This is a genomic window from Streptomyces sp. NPDC015130 (genome assembly GCF_043080005.1).
GTDB lineage: Bacteria > Actinomycetota > Actinomycetes > Streptomycetales > Streptomycetaceae > Streptomyces.
This window is the reverse complement of record NZ_JBIBVC010000019.1, coordinates 106,320-123,804: the sequence shown is the minus strand read 5'-3', so window position 1 is coordinate 123,804 and position 17,485 is coordinate 106,320. Positions and strand designations below refer to the sequence as shown.

At 68.3% G+C, this 17,485-nt stretch carries 8 protein-coding genes and 1 pseudogene; 8 read left to right on the top strand and 1 reads right to left on the bottom strand.

The genetic code is table 11. The annotated features are described in order from the left end of the window. From ACF08F_RS31560 to ACF08F_RS31550, 3 genes are read left to right on the top strand one after another with little or no spacing between them, the layout of a single operon-like run. Window positions 1-1,548 (top strand): hypothetical protein, encoded by a 1,548-nt coding sequence (locus ACF08F_RS31560; protein WP_392301944.1) that lies wholly within the window; start codon window positions 1-3, stop codon window positions 1,546-1,548. Between the two features lie 5 nt (window positions 1,549-1,553). Next, window positions 1,554-2,108, top strand: coding sequence for an FkbM family methyltransferase (locus ACF08F_RS31555; protein WP_392301943.1), 555 nt, complete (start codon window positions 1,554-1,556; stop codon window positions 2,106-2,108). A gap of 23 nt (window positions 2,109-2,131) precedes the next feature. Beyond that, entirely contained in the window at window positions 2,132-2,770 is a 639-nt protein-coding gene (locus ACF08F_RS31550) for a histidine phosphatase family protein (protein ID WP_392301942.1), read from the top strand. A gap of 32 nt (window positions 2,771-2,802) precedes the next feature. Here the strand turns inward: ACF08F_RS31550 and metG are convergent, their stop codons facing one another. Next, a complete protein-coding gene (metG, locus tag ACF08F_RS31545) occupies window positions 2,803-4,527 on the bottom strand; it encodes a methionine--tRNA ligase (protein ID WP_392301941.1) in 1,725 nt (574 codons plus the stop codon). A 356-nt stretch (window positions 4,528-4,883) separates the two neighbouring features. Here metG and ACF08F_RS31540 point away from each other — a divergent pair, with 356 nt between their 5' ends. The 5 genes and pseudogenes from ACF08F_RS31540 (at window position 4,884) to ACF08F_RS31520 (ending at window position 17,406) form a co-directional block, all read left to right on the top strand. After that, complete coding sequence (locus ACF08F_RS31540) at window positions 4,884-6,179, top strand: nucleotide sugar dehydrogenase (RefSeq protein ID WP_392301940.1); 1,296 nt, start codon at window positions 4,884-4,886, stop codon at window positions 6,177-6,179. Between the two features lie 20 nt (window positions 6,180-6,199). Continuing rightward, a pseudogene (locus ACF08F_RS31535) lies at window positions 6,200-7,142 on the top strand (NAD-dependent epimerase/dehydratase family protein). A gap of 598 nt (window positions 7,143-7,740) precedes the next feature. Then, complete coding sequence (locus ACF08F_RS31530) at window positions 7,741-11,184, top strand: helicase-related protein (protein ID WP_392301939.1); 3,444 nt, start codon at window positions 7,741-7,743, stop codon at window positions 11,182-11,184. After that, window positions 11,181-13,970: a DUF1156 domain-containing protein gene (locus ACF08F_RS31525; protein WP_392301938.1), complete on the top strand. Its 2,790-nt coding sequence runs from the start codon at window positions 11,181-11,183 to the stop codon at window positions 13,968-13,970. The genes ACF08F_RS31530 and ACF08F_RS31525 overlap by 4 nt, the downstream gene beginning before the upstream one ends. A gap of 79 nt (window positions 13,971-14,049) precedes the next feature. After that, window positions 14,050-17,406, top strand: a complete 3,357-nt coding sequence (locus ACF08F_RS31520; RefSeq protein WP_392301937.1) for a DUF499 domain-containing protein — start codon at window positions 14,050-14,052, stop codon at window positions 17,404-17,406. Window positions 17,407-17,485 lie beyond the last annotated feature (79 nt).

The following is a 17,485-nucleotide window of genomic DNA, read 5'->3' as shown; positions in this document are numbered from 1 at the left end:
ATGCCGACTCCCCCGGTTCCTTCCTACGTGGTGACCGCGGCGGTCGTGGCCGCCGCGGTGGCCTGCTACCGATTCGGGGTCTCCCCTGCGGTACGGGCTCTCGCCCGGCGCCCCACGCCACTGACCATGGGTGCGGCCGTCGCGGTCATCGCCCCCTTGGCCCTCCGTCCTTCGCCGCTGCCCGAACAGCTGCGCTGGTTCGTCGTCTCCGTGATCGCCCTCCTCACCTGGCGAGGCGCCACGAGCGACTACGACGTCACGCTGCCCATCGGTCCCCAGCGTAGGGACAAGCTGCTCCTCCTGTTCCTCGCCGTTGCGTCCTGCCTCTGGGCTCCCGCCCTGCTGGCGTGGATCGCCGTGTTCTGCGGCAGGCTGCGTGGCTGGCAGCACCACGCGATGATGCCGGCCAGACTGCTGAAGGGGTACCTCGCCTGGTTCCTCGTGACCGCGGTCCTCGCCCCGCCCCCGTCCGACTCCACGGCGGGTCTGGTACTGGTGCTCGGCTGTGTCTCGCTGTCCCACTACGTCAAGCCGACCTGGAGCAAAGCACGGCTGGGGCCGCGCCCCTGGTCCTGGGCCTGGCACAACCGCACGCACTACCTCATGGCCTCGGCGTATTCCTGGGGCTGGGCGCGCTTCCTCCCGTCCGGGAAGGTGTCTCGGCTTCTGCGCCGGGCGAGGGCCGTGGACCGCCCCCTCAACATCCTCACGATGATCGTGGAGGCCGCCGGGCTGGTCGCCTTCCTCGACCGCCGACTGCTGATCGCGGTCCTGGTGGCGACCGCGCTCTTCAACATCGCCGTCGCCCTCGCCTCCGGCATCCTCTTCTGGGAGAGCATCGCCGCCCACATCGGACTCGCGACGGCCGTCGGGCTGCTTCCCGACACGGGGTACGACACGGCCTTCGGGTGGCCCGCCGCGCTGGTCGCGCTCACCGTGATCCTGCTCAGCACCGCCGACCTGCTGTGGCAGCCCTGGCATCTGGGGTGGTGGGACGCGCCCTTCACTGCCCGTGTCCACTGGCAGGTGGAGACCGTGTCCGGCGCGACGCGGGAGCTCTATAACGACTACATGTGCCCGTACGAGCGCGAGTTCGGTCGCGTGGAGGGCTACTTCCTGGTGGACGAGCCCGTCCTCCACGGCCACCTCGGAATCGTCTGGGACCGGCGGCTTCGCGATCTGCTCGTCCACGCCGGCCGGGACCGGGACCAGCTGCACACGCTCAAGCAGACATACGGCCGAACGCACAGGGACGAGGAACGTTCGGCCGAGCACGTCGCCTTCCTGACCGCCATGTTCACCCGGCTCAACGCCGGTACTCGAAAGAGCCCCCTGCCCCGGTGGCTACGTCGCTTCAAGGCGCCCGGGGGCCAGCTCTACCGGTGGGGCGATCTGCCCGCCTACCGCGGCGAGGAACCCGTTCGCCGCATCACCATCCGCTACGAGGAGCGCTGCTACCTCCCCGAGACCGGCGACTTCGTGCTGCTCGCCGATCGCGTCGTACGGGAGATCGACCTCAGCGCTCCGATGACCGACCTGGAGGACTGACTCCCATGCGCAAGATCTTCGTCGACTGCGGCGCCAACCTCGGAATCGTGCTGAGGCGCTTCATGCACGAGCTCCCTGACCACGACTTCTACGCCTTCGAGCCCAACGCGACCCTGCTCCCCTCCATCAGCGCGAACGTGGAGCAGACCCGGCACGCCGGCCTGGTCGAGGTCACCCCCAGCGCGGTGTGGACCGAGGACGGCACGATCGACCTCTTCCTCGGCCACCACGAGAGCTCCACCGTGATGCCCGGCAAGCGGGTACCGCCCGTGTACGACCAGCAGATCGACTACAACTCCCCCGTCGCCGTACCTGCGGTGGACTTCAGCGCCTGGCTCCGCCGGACCGCCACGCCGGAGGACCACGTCGTCGTGAAGATGGACATCGAGGGCGCCGAGTACCCCGTACTCAGGAAGCTGCTCACCGACGGGACGATCGACCTCGTCTCCGTCCTCTACGTCGAGTGGCACCACGACCGCTTCCCCGCCATGAGCCAGGCCGAGCACGACGAGGTCGCCGCCGCCGTCTCCGCACGCGTCGACGTCCGCCACTGGGACTGATCGGAGTGAGGGGACACGACGCCATGGACACCCAGCGCATCTACCTGATCAAGCACGGCGAGACGGAGGAGAACCTCCAGGGCATCCACCAGGGCCGCGCGGTCGGCGGCCGACTCAGCGAGCGCGGGCGCGCCGACATACGGTGGGTCGGCGCCTGCCTCGCGGCGGCCGGGGTCACCGTGGATCAGCTACTCGTCAGCCCGATGTCCCGTTGCCGGGAGTCGGCCGAGCTCCTCACCGCCGCGCTCGCCCCGGCCGATGTCCGTGTCGACGAGCGTCTGGCCGCCAAGGACAGCGGTCACCTCGGGGGCCGGCCCAGGGAACTCGCCGCCGCCGAGGCCGCTCGCCACGGTGTGCCGATCCACCAGCTCCGCACGCCGGGCGGCGAGTCATCGGAGAACGTCCAGGCCCGCTACGTGGGCCTCTGGGACGAGGTCTCCTCCGGGGAACGGCGAACCACCGTCCTCGTCGGGCACGGTGGAGGCATCGCCTGCCTGCTGCTGTGGCTCACCGGGAACGGCTTCGACAGGTACCTCCAGCACGTGCCCGGGTCCGCTGGGGTCACGTGCGTGGAGATCGGCGGCCCGGCTCCGCACGTGCGGCTGATGAACGTCTCGCCCGCGGATCTGCGCGTCCTCCTCCACTCCCGTACCGCCCGATGAGAGTCGGGACGGTACGGGGGCGGGGACGCCTGTCAGGCCTCCGGGGCGCCGCCGAAGCGCTCACGGTAGGACTCCAGGTCCTCCTCCGTGATCTTCGCGAAGAGCACCGGCGGCACCGTGAACGCGGTGCCTGCCGGGACGGTGTCCAGGGACTTGGCCTGCTCCGCCGTCACCCAGGTCGCGGTGTCGTTCTCCAGGGCGAAGGCCCCGCGCATGGCGGCGGCCGACGTCGGGATGAACGGCTCGGAGACGACCGCGTACAGGTGGATCAGGTTCATCGCGGTACGGAGCGTCAGCGCGGCGCCGTCGGCGTCGGTCTTGATCTCCAGCCAGGGGGCCTTCTCCTCCAGGTACGAGTTGCCCGCAGACCACAGCGCACGCAGGGCAGCGGCGGCCTTGCGGAACTGCAGGGCCTCCATCTGCTCCTCGTACTCGCCGAGCAGCCGCGCAATCTCCTCGCCCAGCTTCGCCTCCACCTCGCCGGCGGCGTGCCCGGCCGGGACGTCGTCACCGAACCGCTTCCGGGAGAACGACAGCACGCGGTTGACGAAGTTGCCGAGGGTGTCCGCCAAGTCCTTGTTCACCGTGGCGGTGAAGTGCTCCCACGTGAAAGAGGAGTCGTCCGACTCGGGGGCGTTGGCGATCAGGAAGTAGCGCCAGTAGTCGCCGGGCAGGATCTCCAGGGCCGCATCGGTGAAGACGCCGCGCTTCTGGGAGGTGGAGAACTTGCCACCGTAGAACGTCAGCCAGTTGAAGCCCTTGACGACGTCGACCTTCTTCCAGGGCTCGCGCACGCCGAGCTCGGTGGCCGGGAACATCACCGTGTGGAAGGGGACGTTGTCCTTGGCCATGAACTGCGTGTACCGGACGGTGTCGTCGGCCTCGTACCACCACGACTTCCAGTCGCGGGTCTCGCCGTCGGAGGCGGCGTCCGCCCATTCCCTCGTCGCGCCGATGTACTCGATCGGGGCGTCGAACCAGACGTAGAAGACCTTGCCCTCGGCCGCGAGCTCCGGCCAGGTGTCGGCCGGGACGGGCACGCCCCAGTCGAGGTCGCGGGTGATGGCGCGGTCGTTCAGGCCCTCGGTCAGCCACTTGCGGGCGATGGACGTGGACAGGTGCGGCCACTGGTCGCTGACGGTGGCGATCCACTCCTCGACCTCGTGCTGGAGCTTCGACTGCAGCAGGAAGAGGTGCTTGGTCTCGCGGACCTCCAGGTCCGTGGAGCCGCTGATCGCCGAGCGCGGGTTGATCAGATCGGTCGGGTCGAGCACGCGGGTGCAGTTCTCGCACTGGTCGCCGCGTGCCTTGTCGTAGCCGCAGTGCGGGCAGGTGCCCTCGACGTACCGGTCCGGCAGGAAGCGGCCGTCGACCGGCGAGTACACCTGGCGGATCGCCCGCTCCTCGATGAAGCCGTTCTCGTTCAACTTCCGCGCGAAGTGCTGGGTGATCTCGACGTTCTGCTGCGAGGAGCTGCGCCCGAAGTAGTCGAAGGCCAGCTCGAACCCGTCGTACACGGCCTTCTGCGCGTCGTGCGCCTGCGCGCAGAACTCGGCGACCGTCAGCCCGGCCTCCTTGGCGGCCAGCTCGGCCGGCGTGCCGTGCTCGTCCGTGGCGCAGATGTAGAGGACGTCGTGACCACGCTGGCGGAGGTACCGGGAGTACACGTCCGCCGGAAGCATCGACCCGACCATGTTGCCCAGGTGCTTGATCCCGTTGATGTAGGGAAGCGCGCTGGTTACCAGGTGTCGAGCCATCCTTGGATGCTCCATTTCGTACGTACGGCGCCGGTGGCGCTGCCACGGCGGGCCCAGGTCGGGAGGCCGCAGCCGACGCGATCACTCCGATCGCACGTCGGCGTCACTCATGGTGACGGAACGGGACTGCAAGCCACCGTCATCGTATCGAACCGGGGGTGGGGCCAGCCGGTGGGTTTTCCCGCCTCACCCTGCCGCGCCCGAAAAGCACTCGGCCGTCCTGGACAGGCGGCCAAGCGAGTCCCGGACGGCCGAGGCGTTCCCCATCTTACGGCCACCACCAACGGTGGATCTGCCGTCGCGAGTACGTCCCAGCCACCCGAACCCCAACCCCGAACCGCAGCGAGGTGGACCGCATGACCAGGAACCACGAGCCCCGTCGACTGCGCGTCGTCGTCGTGGGGCAGGGATACGTCGGGCTCCCGCTCGCGGTGCGAGCCGCCGAGATGGGGCACAGCGTCGTCGGCCTCGACGTTGACGCAGGCCGGATCAAGCGGCTCATGGTCGGCGAGTCGTACGTCGAGGACGTCTCGGACAGGCGGCTCGCACCGCTCCTCTCTGCCGGCGTCTACCAGCCGACCGTCGACCCGGCCGACTGCGCCGGGTTCGACGTGGCGGTCGTCACCGTCCCGACGCCGCTGCGCGACGGCGTGCCAGACCTGTCGCACGTCGAGGACGCGGCGCGGACGCTCGGCCGGCACCTCACCCGCGGAGCGACCGTCGTCCTGGAGTCGACCACGTACCCCGGAACGACCGAGGAGATGTTCGGCCCGCTCCTGGAGCGCGGCTCCGGCCTGATCGCCGGTCGGGACTTCCACCTCGGGTACAGCCCGGAGCGCATCGACCCCGGGAATCCCACCTGGAGGCTGGAGAACACGCCCAAGGTCGTCTCGGGCATCACCCCGTCCTCCTTAAAGGCTGTCCGCGACTTCTACGCCTTCCTCGTGGACACGGTCGTGCCCGTGGCCAGCTGCAAGGAGGCGGAGCTGACGAAGCTCCTCGAGAACACCTTCCGGCACGTGAACATCGCCCTCGCCAACGAGCTGGCGATCTTCGCCCACGACCTGGGCATCGACGTCTGGGCGGCCATCGACGCGGCGTCGACCAAACCTTTCGGGTTCATGCGCTTCGCCCCCGGCCCCGGGGTCGGCGGCCACTGTCTGCCCGTCGACCCCTCGTACCTGTCGTGGCGGGTCGAACGAGCCCTGGGCCAGAACTTCCGCTTCGTCGAGCTGGCGAACGACGTCAACAACCACATGCCCGACTACGTGGTGCGGCGTCTCGTGGCAGGTCTCAACGATCGCAGGAAGCCGCTCAAGGGCTCCCGGATCCTGCTGCTCGGCTTGGCGTACAAGGCCAACACCGGGGACGCCCGCGAGACACCGGCGGCCCGCATCGCCGAACTCCTCACCGGCATGGGCGCCGAGGTCCAGGCAGCCGACCCGCACGTCCTGGACGACGCCCACCCACGCGCCGCCGGCCTGCAGGGCCTCCAACGGGTCGAGGTGACCCCCGGCCTGCTCGCGACGGTCGACGCCACCGTTCTCCTCGCGGACCACGACGCCTTCGACTACCCCCTGATCAGCGCGCACTCCGCGTACATCCTCGACTGCCGCCGCCGACTCACCGGCGCCCACGTCGACTCTCTCTGATCTCCCTGAAGGGAACCACCGTGAAGATCGTGATCACCGGCGGCGCCGGATTCATCGGCAGCAACCTCGTCCGTGCCCTGACCGAGCAGCCCCAGGTCGCCGGACTCCGGGTCGTCGACAACCTCTCCACCGGGGAACAAGGCGAACCTCGCCGGCCTCGACGTGGAGTTCTTCGAGGGAGACGTCCAGGACGCCGTCCTCCTCGACTGGGCGTTCCGCGGCGTCGACGCCGTCGTCCACCTGGCCGCGCTCCCCTCCGTACCGCGCTCCCTGCGAGATCCCCTGGCCAGCCACCACGCCAACGCGACCGGCACCCTCCAGGTCCTCGAAGCCGCCCGCCGCGCCGGCGGCCCGCACGTGATCGCCTCTTCCTCGTCCTCCGTCTACGGCGCGAACCCGCTCCTGCCGAAGCACGAAGACCTCACCACGGCCCCGATGAGCCCGTACGCGGTCACGAAACTCGCGACGGAGGCGTACCTGGGCGCCTACCACCACAGCTTCGACCTGCCGGTCCTCCCCTTCCGCTTCTTCAACGTCTACGGCCCCGGCCAGCGCGCCGACCACGCCTACGCCGCCGTCATCCCGAAGTGGATCAGCGCCGCCCTCGCCGGCCAGCCGGTGACCATCCACGGCGACGGCACCCAGACCCGCGATTTCACCTACGTGGGCACGGTCTGCGACGTCCTCACCGACGCCCTCCTCCGCCGGGTCGTGGACCCCCGCCCGGTGAACCTGGCTTTCGGTACCCGAACCTCGCTTGTGGACCTAATACAGGAGATCGAGTTGGCCACGGGCCGACGTGCCCTGCGGGAGAACATGCCGGGTCGGCTCGGGGACGTTCCCCACTCGCAAGCCGACCACACCCGCCTGCGAGCCACTTTCCCGACGGTGGTAGCCATGGCGCTGCGAGAGGGGGTTTCCGCCACAGTGGATTGGTGGCGTCGGGGTCTCACCATGAGGTAGCCGCCTCGCCAACCCAGAACCGTACTGGTTGCATAGCGCTCCGGCGGGAGGCGCTGGCGGCCTTGGAATCCGCCTTTGCTGACTTTGGAGCGCTGTGTGCCGATCGTCTCCCACTGCCTTGGGGCCGCGAGACCGCGTGGACGATCCAGCCCTGGGGCCCTCGCGCAGTATGGCTCAGTGAGCGCTGCGCTTGGCGTGCATAGGCGCAGATCGCTTGGAAGCGTAGGCCTGGAAATTCCTGGGCTGGCCTCGACCTGAAGTGTTCAAGGCGGACATGGCTACGCCGCAACAATCACAGCCCGGAGCGATCTGATCACCTGCTGTCGCAGACGCCCCCACCTACTCGGCTGAGAAGCTGGGGAAGGCGAGGTTCTCTCAGCGATCCCGCTTGGTGGCCTCGGGCCGCAGAGAAGGCGAGTCACAACAAGTCACCTGTATCTCGGGACCCAGGAGCTTCCAACTGGGGCATCATTGGACTTTGCAATACGCATGACCACGCGGTTTTCAGTCGGCAGGAGGCTTGAGGATGTCTAGACCAGGCTCCCTCCGTCTTGAAGATCTCACGTCTGGCACGGTGGTGGAAGGCATCGCCCCCGGGGTGCCCGTCGCAGTCGTCGCGTTGCAGATGTTCGGAGCAGCTGCTGCCCAGGTGACGTACCGCCGTCCCGACGGCGCCGTGGAGGAGACGATCCTCTACGAGGAGGACGTACACCGCCTGGCTGAAGTGACCCCGGGGGCGCAGGGCGGCGGCTTCGACGCGGATCCCGGGCTGTTCAGGCTGGCATCCGAGGCCCTGCGAATCAGGATGGCGGCGCGCGGTGATGCCATGCTCGCCGTATCCACAAGCCTTCTCGACCCGCTGCCTCATCAGATCCAGGCCGTCTACAACGAGCTGCTGCCACGCACACCCCTGCGTTTCCTCCTCGCCGACGACCCAGGCGCAGGTAAGACGATCATGGCCGGGCTCTACATCAAGGAGCTGGCGCTCCGTGGCGACCTGGAGCGCTGCTTGATCGTCGCGCCCGGTGGCCTGGTCGAGCAGTGGCAGGACGAGCTGCTGGAGAAGTTCGGCCTCGACTTCACCCTGCTAACCCGGCAGCTGATCGACACGACAATCGACGGCAACATCTTCGACCGGCATCCGCGGCTCATCGCGCGCATGGACGGCCTGGCCCGCTCCGACGACCTGAAGCGGCTGCTCGGGGAGAGCGGCTGGGACCTTGTCGTCGTCGACGAGGCACACCGGATGAGCGCCAGCTACTTCGGTACGGAGCTGAAGACCACCAAGCGCTACGAGCTGGGCCGCCTCCTCGGCCGTCTCACCCGGCACCTACTCCTGATGACCGCTACCCCGCACGCGGGCAAGGAGGAGGACTTCCAGCTGTTCATGACCCTGCTGGACAGCGACCGCTTCAGTGGCCGGTACCGGGCGGGTATCCACCGACACGACGTCTCCGGGCTAATGCGCCGCATGATCAAGGAGGACCTGCTCACCTTCGATGGCCGCAGGCTCTTCCCCGAGCGTCGCGCCTATACCGTCCCCTATGACCTCTCGCGCACCGAGCAGGAGCTGTACGAGCAGGTCACGGAGTACGTCCGCCAGGAAATGAACCGGGCGGAGCGGCTGGACGGGCGCCGTGGCAACCAGGTCGGTTTCGCACTCACCATCCTCCAGCGCCGCCTCGCCTCGAGTCCGGCGGCGATCCACCGTTCCTTGGAACGCAGGCGGCTGCGGCTCGAGACCAGGCGCCAGGAGATGCTGTCGGGTCAGTCCTTGGCTGCGTCGAGTGCCGCGCCTGTCCCGTCCGTCCCGGCCGAGGACGAGCTGGACGATCTGACCGGCGGTGAGCTGGAGGAGTTGGAGGAGCAGGTCGTCGACGCCGCAACTGCCGCCCGCACTCTCCAGGAGCTGGAGCTGGAAATCGCCGCGCTGCGCGAGCTGGAGGGCCTTGCGGGGCGGGTGCTGGCTTCCGGGGACGACCGCAAGTGGCGGGAGCTGTCCGGGTTGCTCGAAGACGAACCGCTGATGCGAGACGAGCAGGGCGTGCCGCGCAAACTGATCATCTTCACCGAGCATCGCGACACCCTGGATTACCTGTGCCGCCGTATCAGGAACCTGATAGGCCGCCCTGAGGCGGTCGTCTCCATCCACGGCGGCACCCCGCGCCCGCGTCGCCGCGACATCCGTGACGCCTTCAACCAGGACCCTGAGGTCCGCGTCCTCATCGCCACCGACGCCGCCGGCGAGGGCCTGAACCTGCAGCGCGCCCACCTCATGGTCAACTACGACCTGCCGTGGAACCCCAACCGCATCGAGCAGCGCTTCGGCCGCATCCACCGCATCGGCCAGACCGAGGTCTGCCACCTGTGGAACCTGGTCGCCGCCGACACCCGCGAGGGCCAGGTCTTCCAACGGCTCCTCGACAAGATCGAACAGCAGTCGAAGGCGTACGACGGCAAGGTCTACAACGTTCTGGGCGAGCTTTTCGAGGGCGAACCGCTGCGCGGACTCCTCCTCCAGGCTATCCGCTACGGCGACCAGCCCGAGATCAAGAGCAGGCTCGACCAGGTCATCGACGCCCGGGTCGGTGAGCGCGCCATCGAGCTGATCAAAGGTCTGGCACTCGACGCCCATGTGATGGGCTTGGAAGACGTCCAGACGGTACGGCTGCGGATGGAAGAGGCCCAGGCTAAGCGGCTGCACCCGCACTACGTGCGAGCTTTCTTCCGCGACGCCTTCGACCGCCTCGGTGGCCACCTGAGGGCCCGGGAAGGCGGTCGGTACGAGATCACCCACATACCTGCTGTCCTGCGTGACACGGCGCGCTTCGGGCAGGGCCTCGGCGGGGTGGTGCAACGGCGCTACGAGCGCGTCTGCTTCGACCGCGATCGCGTCACGGTGCCGGGCGCCGCTCGCGCTGACCTAATCGCTCCCGGCCACCCGCTCTTCGAGGCCGTACTGGAGGAAACGGTCCACCGTCACGGCGCCCTGCTCACCCGGGGCACGGTCCTCGTCGATGCCTCCGACGCAGGCACCCGCCCTCGGCTGCTGACCGCGCTGGTCCAGGACGTCGTCGATGGTCACCGCCGCTCGGTCGACCGCTCCTTCGCCTTCGTGGAACTCCACCCCGACGGCACTGCGCACGACGCCGGCCCTGCCCCCTACCTCGACTACCGCCCGCCCACCCCCCGCGAGGCTGAAGCGGCGGCGGTCCTACTCAAGGAGGACTGGCTGCGCGCCGGCGGCCCCGCCCGCGCGATGGAGTGGGCCGTGCGTGAGGCGGTACCCCAGCACCTCGCCCGGACAAGGGAACGCCTCTTGCCGGTCATCGACCGCACCCGCGCCCAGGTCGAGCAGCGCCTCCGTCAGGAGATCAGCTTCTGGTACGCCCAGGCCGGAAAACTCGAACTCGACCTTGCCGAGGGCAAGAAGGTCCGCCAGCGCCCCGAGACCGCCCATGCCTGGGCCGAAGATCTCGAACGGCGCCGCGAGCAGCGCCTCGCCGCCCTCGACAAGGACCAGGCCCTCCAGGCCCGGCCGCCCGTCGTCGCCGGCTGCGCGCTCGTCGTCCCCGTCGGCTGGCTCGCCCGTCGCCTCGGCCCCGCCGAGACGGCGGCGGAAAGGGCCGTACTGGACACCCTGCACGCCGCCGACGGCTACGAGACCGATCGCCGTGCCGTGGCTGCGGTGCTTGGTGCCGAGCGCGGCCTGGGCCGCGTCCCCGAGGAGATGGCCCACAACAATCCCGGCTACGACATCCGCTCCCTTACCCTTGACGGTCACCTCGTGCACATCGAGGTCAAAGGCCGCAGGGAGGGCGCGGAACACTTCTACGTCAGCCGCAACGAGGTCCTCGTCGCCAAGAACCGGGGCGAACACCACCGCCTCGCCCTGGTCTCCGTCAGCCCGCACGGCCCGGAGCGCGACGAGATTCGCTACCTCACCGACGCCTTCGCCGACACCGACTTCGGCGACCTGAAGACCGAGGGTCTCCTGCTGTCGTGGCAGGACGCCTGGAACAAGGGAGGAAACCCGCAGTGAGCGGTGCAACCGAAGAGACGGCCCCGGAGCGCCGCACGAAGCTCATCGAGGTCTCCCTCCCGCTGGAGGCGATCAACCGAGAGTCCGCGCGGGAGAAATCCATCCGCCATGGGCATCCGTCCACGCTCCACCTGTGGTGGGCTCGGCGCCCCTTGGCCGCGGCCCGCGCGATGCTGTTCGCCCAGCTTGTCGATGACCCGTCGGCCCGGCCCGATCTGTACCCCGGTGAGGAGGAGCAGAAGGCCGAGCGGCAGAAGCTGTTCGATCTCATCGAGGAGATGGTTCCCTGGGAGGCCACCCGCGACGAGCGGATCATGCGCAGGGTTCGCAAAAAGATCGCCGAGTCCAACGGCGGCTCGGTTCCCCCTGTTCTCGATCCCTTCGCGGGCGGCGGCACGATTCCGTTGGAGGCACATCGGCTCGGCCTTGAGGCGCACGCCAGCGACCTGAATCCGGTTCCGGTGGTCATCAACAAGGCGCTGATCGAGATTCCGCCGAGGTGGGCGGGGCGGCGGCCTGTCTCCCCGAACGCTGAGCTGCGTACCGACGACTGGCCTGGGGCTAGCGGGCTTGCCGAGGATGTGCGGCAGTACGGCAAGTGGATGCGGGCGCAGGCACACGCTCGTATTGGAGCCCACTATCCGAAGGCCAAGCTGGAGGATGGAAGCGAGGCTGCGGTCATCGCCTGGCTGTGGGCGCGGACAGTGACTTGTCCGAACCCGGCTTGCGGGGTGGAGATGCCGCTGATTCGGTCATTCTGGCTGAGCAAGAACAAGGGCCGTCCCGCGTACGTCGTCCCCGAGGCCGAGGACGGGACGGTGACCTTCACGATCGGTGGCCCTAAGGGCGAGCCCCGCGCCGGAACCGTGGATGGGAAGGGTGCCGAGTGCCTGGTGTGCGGTGACCGGGCCACGCTCAAGTATGTCCGGGCCGAGGGCGCGGCCGGGCGAATGGGCGCGATGATGATGGCTGTGGTCGCGGAGGGGAAGAGGCAGCGGGTGTATTTGCGGCCTACGCAGCAGCAGGCGGAAGCAGCAGATGTGGTGCGGCCGCCAAATGTGCCGGAGTCCGAATTGCCAGAGAAGGCGCTCAGCTTTCGTGTCCAGGCGTACGGGATGCGTAAGCATGCTGACCTGTTCACGAACCGGCAGCTGCTTGCCCTGACCACGTTCAGTGATCTGGTCGGCGAAGCCCTCGAGAAGGTCGAGCGGGACGCGCGGAAGGCGGGGATGGAGAAGGCTGAGGCAGCTGAGTACGGGAAGGCAGTGGCGCTTTACCTCGGTTTCCTCGTGAGCGCTGTGGCGGACGACTTGTCCACCATTTGTTCTTGGCGCTCGTCTCACGGCACGGGTGCAACTCGCTCTACGTTCGCTCGTCAAGCGCTTCCCATGGTCTGGGACTTTGCTGAATCAAATCCCTTCGCTGGTGCAGCCGGTGACCTGGAAACAGCTGCCGTTTCGATCGGACGGACTATCGACGCCTTGCCAGCTGCAGGCTCGGCATGGGCGCAGCAAGCGGACGCCCGAACTGTCGATCTCTCGGCGAGTCCCGTCATCAACACCGACCCCCCCTACTACGACAACATCGGCTACGCCGACCTCTCCGACTTCTTCTACGTGTGGCTCCGCCGGTCCCTGGGCGACATCTACCCCGAGGCCATGAGCACGATTCTCACCCCGAAAGAACCTGAGCTCATTGCGACCCCATTCCGTCACAACGGAAGCCGGGAGGCCGCCGACCGGCACTTTGAGCAGGGATTCATCGAGACGTTCACGCACATGCGCGCGGGCCATCACCCGGACTACCCCCTCGCCGTCTACTACGCGTTCAAGCAGGCGGAGTCCGACGACGAGGACGGCATCGCCTCGACTGGCTGGGAGACCATGCTGAACGGTCTGATCCAGGCCGGCTGGACAGTCACCGCCACTTGGCCGGTCCGTACTGAGCGTTCCGGCCGTTCTATTGGCATCGGCACCAATGCCCTGGCCTCCTCCGTGGTCCTAGCCTGCCGTCCCCGCCACGCCACCGCCGACACCACTGACCGCCGCGGCTTCCTCCGCGCCCTACGCAGCGAACTCCCGGACAAGCTGCGGAAGCTGCAGGAGGGCAACCTCGCCCCCGTCGACCTCCCCCAGTCCGCGATCGGCCCCGGTATCGCCGTGTTCTCCAGGTACGCCAAGGTCACCGAACCCGACGGCTCCGCGATGCGCGTACGCACCGCACTCGGGCTCATCAACGACGTCCTGGCTGACGTACTGAACGAGCAGGAGGGCGAATTTGACCAGGACACCCGGTGGGCGATCCGCTGGTTCGATCAGTTCCAGTGGGGGAAGGGCACCTTTGGAGACGCCGAGACGCTCGCGAAGGCGTACAACGTGTCGGTGAAGGGGCTCCAGGATGCCCAGATCACCAAGTCCGGGGACAGCAAGGTGTGGCTCGTCGCCCCGGCCGAGCTGCCGGAGTCGTACGACCCGGAGACCGACGCCCGGATCTCTGTGTGGGAAGCGGCCATGCATCTGTCCCGCCTGCTGGAGGGCAAGGGCTCTGGGTCCGGCCTGGGGCCGGCCGGTGAGCTGCTCGCCGGGATCCGGCGGCGCGGGGAGTTCGACGAGGACACCATCCGCGACCTGGCCCACCTGCTGTACAGCATCTGCGACCGGCGCCGCTGGTCGGAGAGCGGGCAGCGGTTCAACAACCTGGCCAGTTCCTGGTCCGACCTCCAAACGGAAGCCCGCGCGGCCGAAAAGCGCGGCCCGAGCAAGCCCACGCACCAGCCTCTCTTCTGAACGCCCGCACAAGATTCGACGGCCGGAAAGGCAGGACACCCGCATCATGGCGGTGAGTAACCGAGACCGTGTCCAGCGCATGATCGAGACTCTCGCAGAGGGGCTGCTGCCCTTCCTGGAACGGGAGATGATCAAGCGGCAGGGCGAGACCTGGTTCGAGGACGCGGAGAGCGAGGCCAGGAGCCAGGGCAAGCAGATCGGTAAGCAGGATCCGCAGTTCTTGCTGAATCTACTTCAGCGGTACTGGAGCAGCTACTTCCGACACCTGCTGCCAGGCAGCGCCCGAGGGTTCGCCAGCGAGCTGAACGACGTACGCAACCGATGGGCGCACAGCGCGTCGTTCTCCGCCGACGACACCCTGCGTGCGCTCGACACGGGGGAACGGTTGCTGCAGGCCGTGCACGCGGACGCCAAGCTCGTCGACGAGATCCGGCAGTCCCGGCAGACGCTGCAACGCCAGGTGACCGAGGAGGAGACCAAAAAGGCAGCCCGTCGTGCGCGTGCCGTGCCGAGCGTGGCAGCCGAGGGGCTGAGGCCCTGGCGCGAGGTACTCACCCCGCACCCGGACGTGGCGCGCGGTGACTTCAACGCCTCCGAGTTCGCCGCCGACCTGTGGCGGGTGGCGCGCGGTGAGGGCGCCGCCGAGTACACCGAGCCGGAGGAGTTCTTCCAGCGGACGTACCTCACCGAGGGCCTCGAAGAACTGCTCACCAAGTCGCTGCGCCGGATCAGCGGCGACTCAAACGCTGCGCCGGTCATCAACCTCCAGACCAACTTCGGCGGTGGTAAGACCCACTCGATGATGGCGCTGTATCACCTGTACGCGCCAGGCCTGAAGGTGAGCCGGCTTCCTCAGGACCTGCAGGAGCTGATCGCCGCCGCGCCCGGCGGCGGATTGCCCGGCGGTCCGGTGCACCGCGCTGTGCTGGTCGGCAACGAACTGGGCATCGGGCAGGCCGATGTCAAGCCCGACGGCACCACGGTCAACACCATGTGGGGCCAGCTCGCCTGGGGACTCGGCGGTAGGCAGGCGTACGACATCATCGCCGAGGCGGACCGCACCAGCACCAGCCCCGGCACTGCCCTGCTCCAGAACCTGATCGCCGCCTACGCGCCCTGTGTCATCCTCATCGACGAATGGGTGCAGTACGCGGGCCCTCTGCTCGGCAATGACGGCCTGACCGCCGGCTCCTTCGAGACGCACTTCTCCTTCGCCCAGTCCTTGACCGAGGCCGTTGCCTCCGTCGACGGGGCCCAGCTGCTGGTGTCCATCCCGGCCTCCACGACCGGTGAAATCAGCGCCGCCGACCAGTACGACATCGGCGGGGAGAACAACCGGATCGCGCTGGAGCGTTTGCAGAACGTCGTCCACCGCAAGGCCGACGCGTGGCGGCCTGCCAGCTCCGACGAGTCCTTCGAAATCGTGCGTCGCCGCCTCTTTCAGACCCCCACCAGCGAGGTCCAGGCCGAGATCAACAAGGTGGCGCGGCTGTACATGCAGTTCTACGGCACTGAGAAGCGCGAGTTCCCAGCCGGCTGCGACACCATGGACTACGAGCGGCGGATCAAGTCGACGTACCCGATCCACCCGGAGCTGTTTGCCCGGCTCTACGAGGACTGGTCCACGCTTCCAAAGTTCCAGCGGACCCGGGGCGTGCTGCGGCTGATGAGCACCGTCATCCACGCCCTGTGGCGAGACCAGAACCAGAGCCCCATGATCATGCCCGGCGACGTGCCGATACACGACACTCGCGTCAACCAGGAGCTGACGTACTACCTGGAGGACCGCTGGAAGCCGATCATCGACGCCGATGTCGACGGGCCTGACTCCACCCCGGCCGCCGTCGACGCCGAGAAGACGGTCCTCGGCCAGCGCGGCATGAGTCGCCGTGTCGCCCGTACCGTCTTCATGGGCTCCGCGCCCCGCGTGAACGCCGCCCGCAAGGGCCTGTCCGAGGCGCACATCCGGCTCGGCATGGCCATCCCAGGCGAGCCGCTGGGCAACTTCCGCACCGCGCTCAACGCCCTCGCCGACCGCTCTACCTACCTCTACGGCGACGGCGAACGCCACTGGTACGACACCCACGCCAACATCACCCGCACCGCCAAGGACGAGGCCGAGAAGCTCCTCGACGACCCCGACAAGGTGTGGGCGGACGTGGTGCGCCGACTCAGCCCCCTGCAAAGCGTGCGCGGCAACTTCAACGGCGTCCACGTCGCCCCCCTGCCTGCCAGTGAGATCGCGGACAACGACACCGCCCGCCTGGTCCTGCTGCACCCCCGCTTCACCCACCGCAGCGCCAAGAGCGTGCCCGACACCGACGCCCTGCATTTCGCGCAGGAGGCCCTCGACCAATACCGCTCGGGAACCCGCCAGCACCGCAATGCACTCGTCTTCCTCGCACCCGACCGCAAGGAGATCGAGGAGGTCGACGAGGCCGTCCGCGAGTACCTGGGCTGGAAGGAGGTCCTCCAGCAGCACGTCCAGCTTGATCTGACGGACAGCCAGAAGACGCAGGCCAGGACCCGTATGGAGAGGGCCGACGAAACGGTCGCCCTACGCCTCGCGAAGGCCTACAGGTGGATCCTCATCCCCGAGCAGACCCCCGGAGCCAAGATCGAGTGGGTCGACATCAAGGTCGACCTGTCCACCATTGACGATGCCGCCCCCCACGTCGGCGACCGCCTCAAGCGCGAGGGCATGCTCTACCTCCAGCAGGCCCCCGCCGTCCTCCACCAGCGCATCACGGACGCGCTGGCCCAGGATTGGAACCGTGACGGCCACATCTCCGTCGGCCGCCTGTGGGAGCTGCACACCAAGTATCCCTACATGAACCGGCTGCGCGACCGCAGCGTCCTCGACCAGGGCATCGAGGACGTCCTGAACCACATCACCTGGGAGAACGACGGCTTCGCCCTCGCCACAGGCCACGACCCCGCCGCAGACCGTTACCAGGGCCTCGTCCTGCCCTGCCGGGGAGTCTCGTTCGGCCAGATCACGGACGGCACCCTCCTCGTGCGGGCCGACCTCGCTCTCGCCCAGGAGGCGGCCGACCGCGCCGCGGCCGCAGTCCGGCGGCCGGAACCGGCCGACCCGCACGGGGCCGACGCCAGCGACGCCGACCAGGGCACAAGCGGCGTTACAGCGACTCCAACGCGCTCCATGCCGGGCGCCGGGGCTCCGGCACCGACCCCGCTACCCCGGGTCCCGACTCGCTTCTACGCCCACGCCCGTCTCGGTACCGAGCAGTACAGCAAGCAGGCCACCAAGTTCGCCTTCGAGATCCTCCAGCACCTCGAAGCCGTTGGCGCCGACGTCGAGATCACGGTCGAAATCCAGGCGACCGCGCAGGGAGGCTTCCCGGCGGATAAAGTGCGCACCCTCACCGAGAACGCCAACACCCTGAAACTGCAAGCCCACTTCGAGGAGGAGTAGGATCGACAGGCCGGGCCGGGGTGGCAATCACCCGGCCCGGCCTGATCGTTTCGGCACCCACTTGTGCTCTCGGTACGCT

Bases quoted from the DNA above. Each gene is read 5' to 3' on its own strand.
- ACF08F_RS31560 (WP_392301944.1), top strand. From the start codon at position 1: ATGCCGACTCCCCCGGTTCCTTCCTACGTGGTGACCGCGGCGGTCGTG.
- ACF08F_RS31555 (WP_392301943.1), top strand. From the start codon at position 1,554: ATGCGCAAGATCTTCGTCGACTGCGGCGCCAACCTCGGAATCGTGCTG.
- ACF08F_RS31550 (WP_392301942.1), top strand. From the start codon at position 2,132: ATGGACACCCAGCGCATCTACCTGATCAAGCACGGCGAGACGGAGGAG.
- metG (WP_392301941.1), bottom strand. From the start codon at position 4,527: ATGGCTCGACACCTGGTAACCAGCGCGCTTCCCTACATCAACGGGATC.
- ACF08F_RS31540 (WP_392301940.1), top strand. From the start codon at position 4,884: ATGACCAGGAACCACGAGCCCCGTCGACTGCGCGTCGTCGTCGTGGGG.
- ACF08F_RS31520 (WP_392301937.1), top strand. From the start codon at position 14,050: ATGATCGAGACTCTCGCAGAGGGGCTGCTGCCCTTCCTGGAACGGGAG.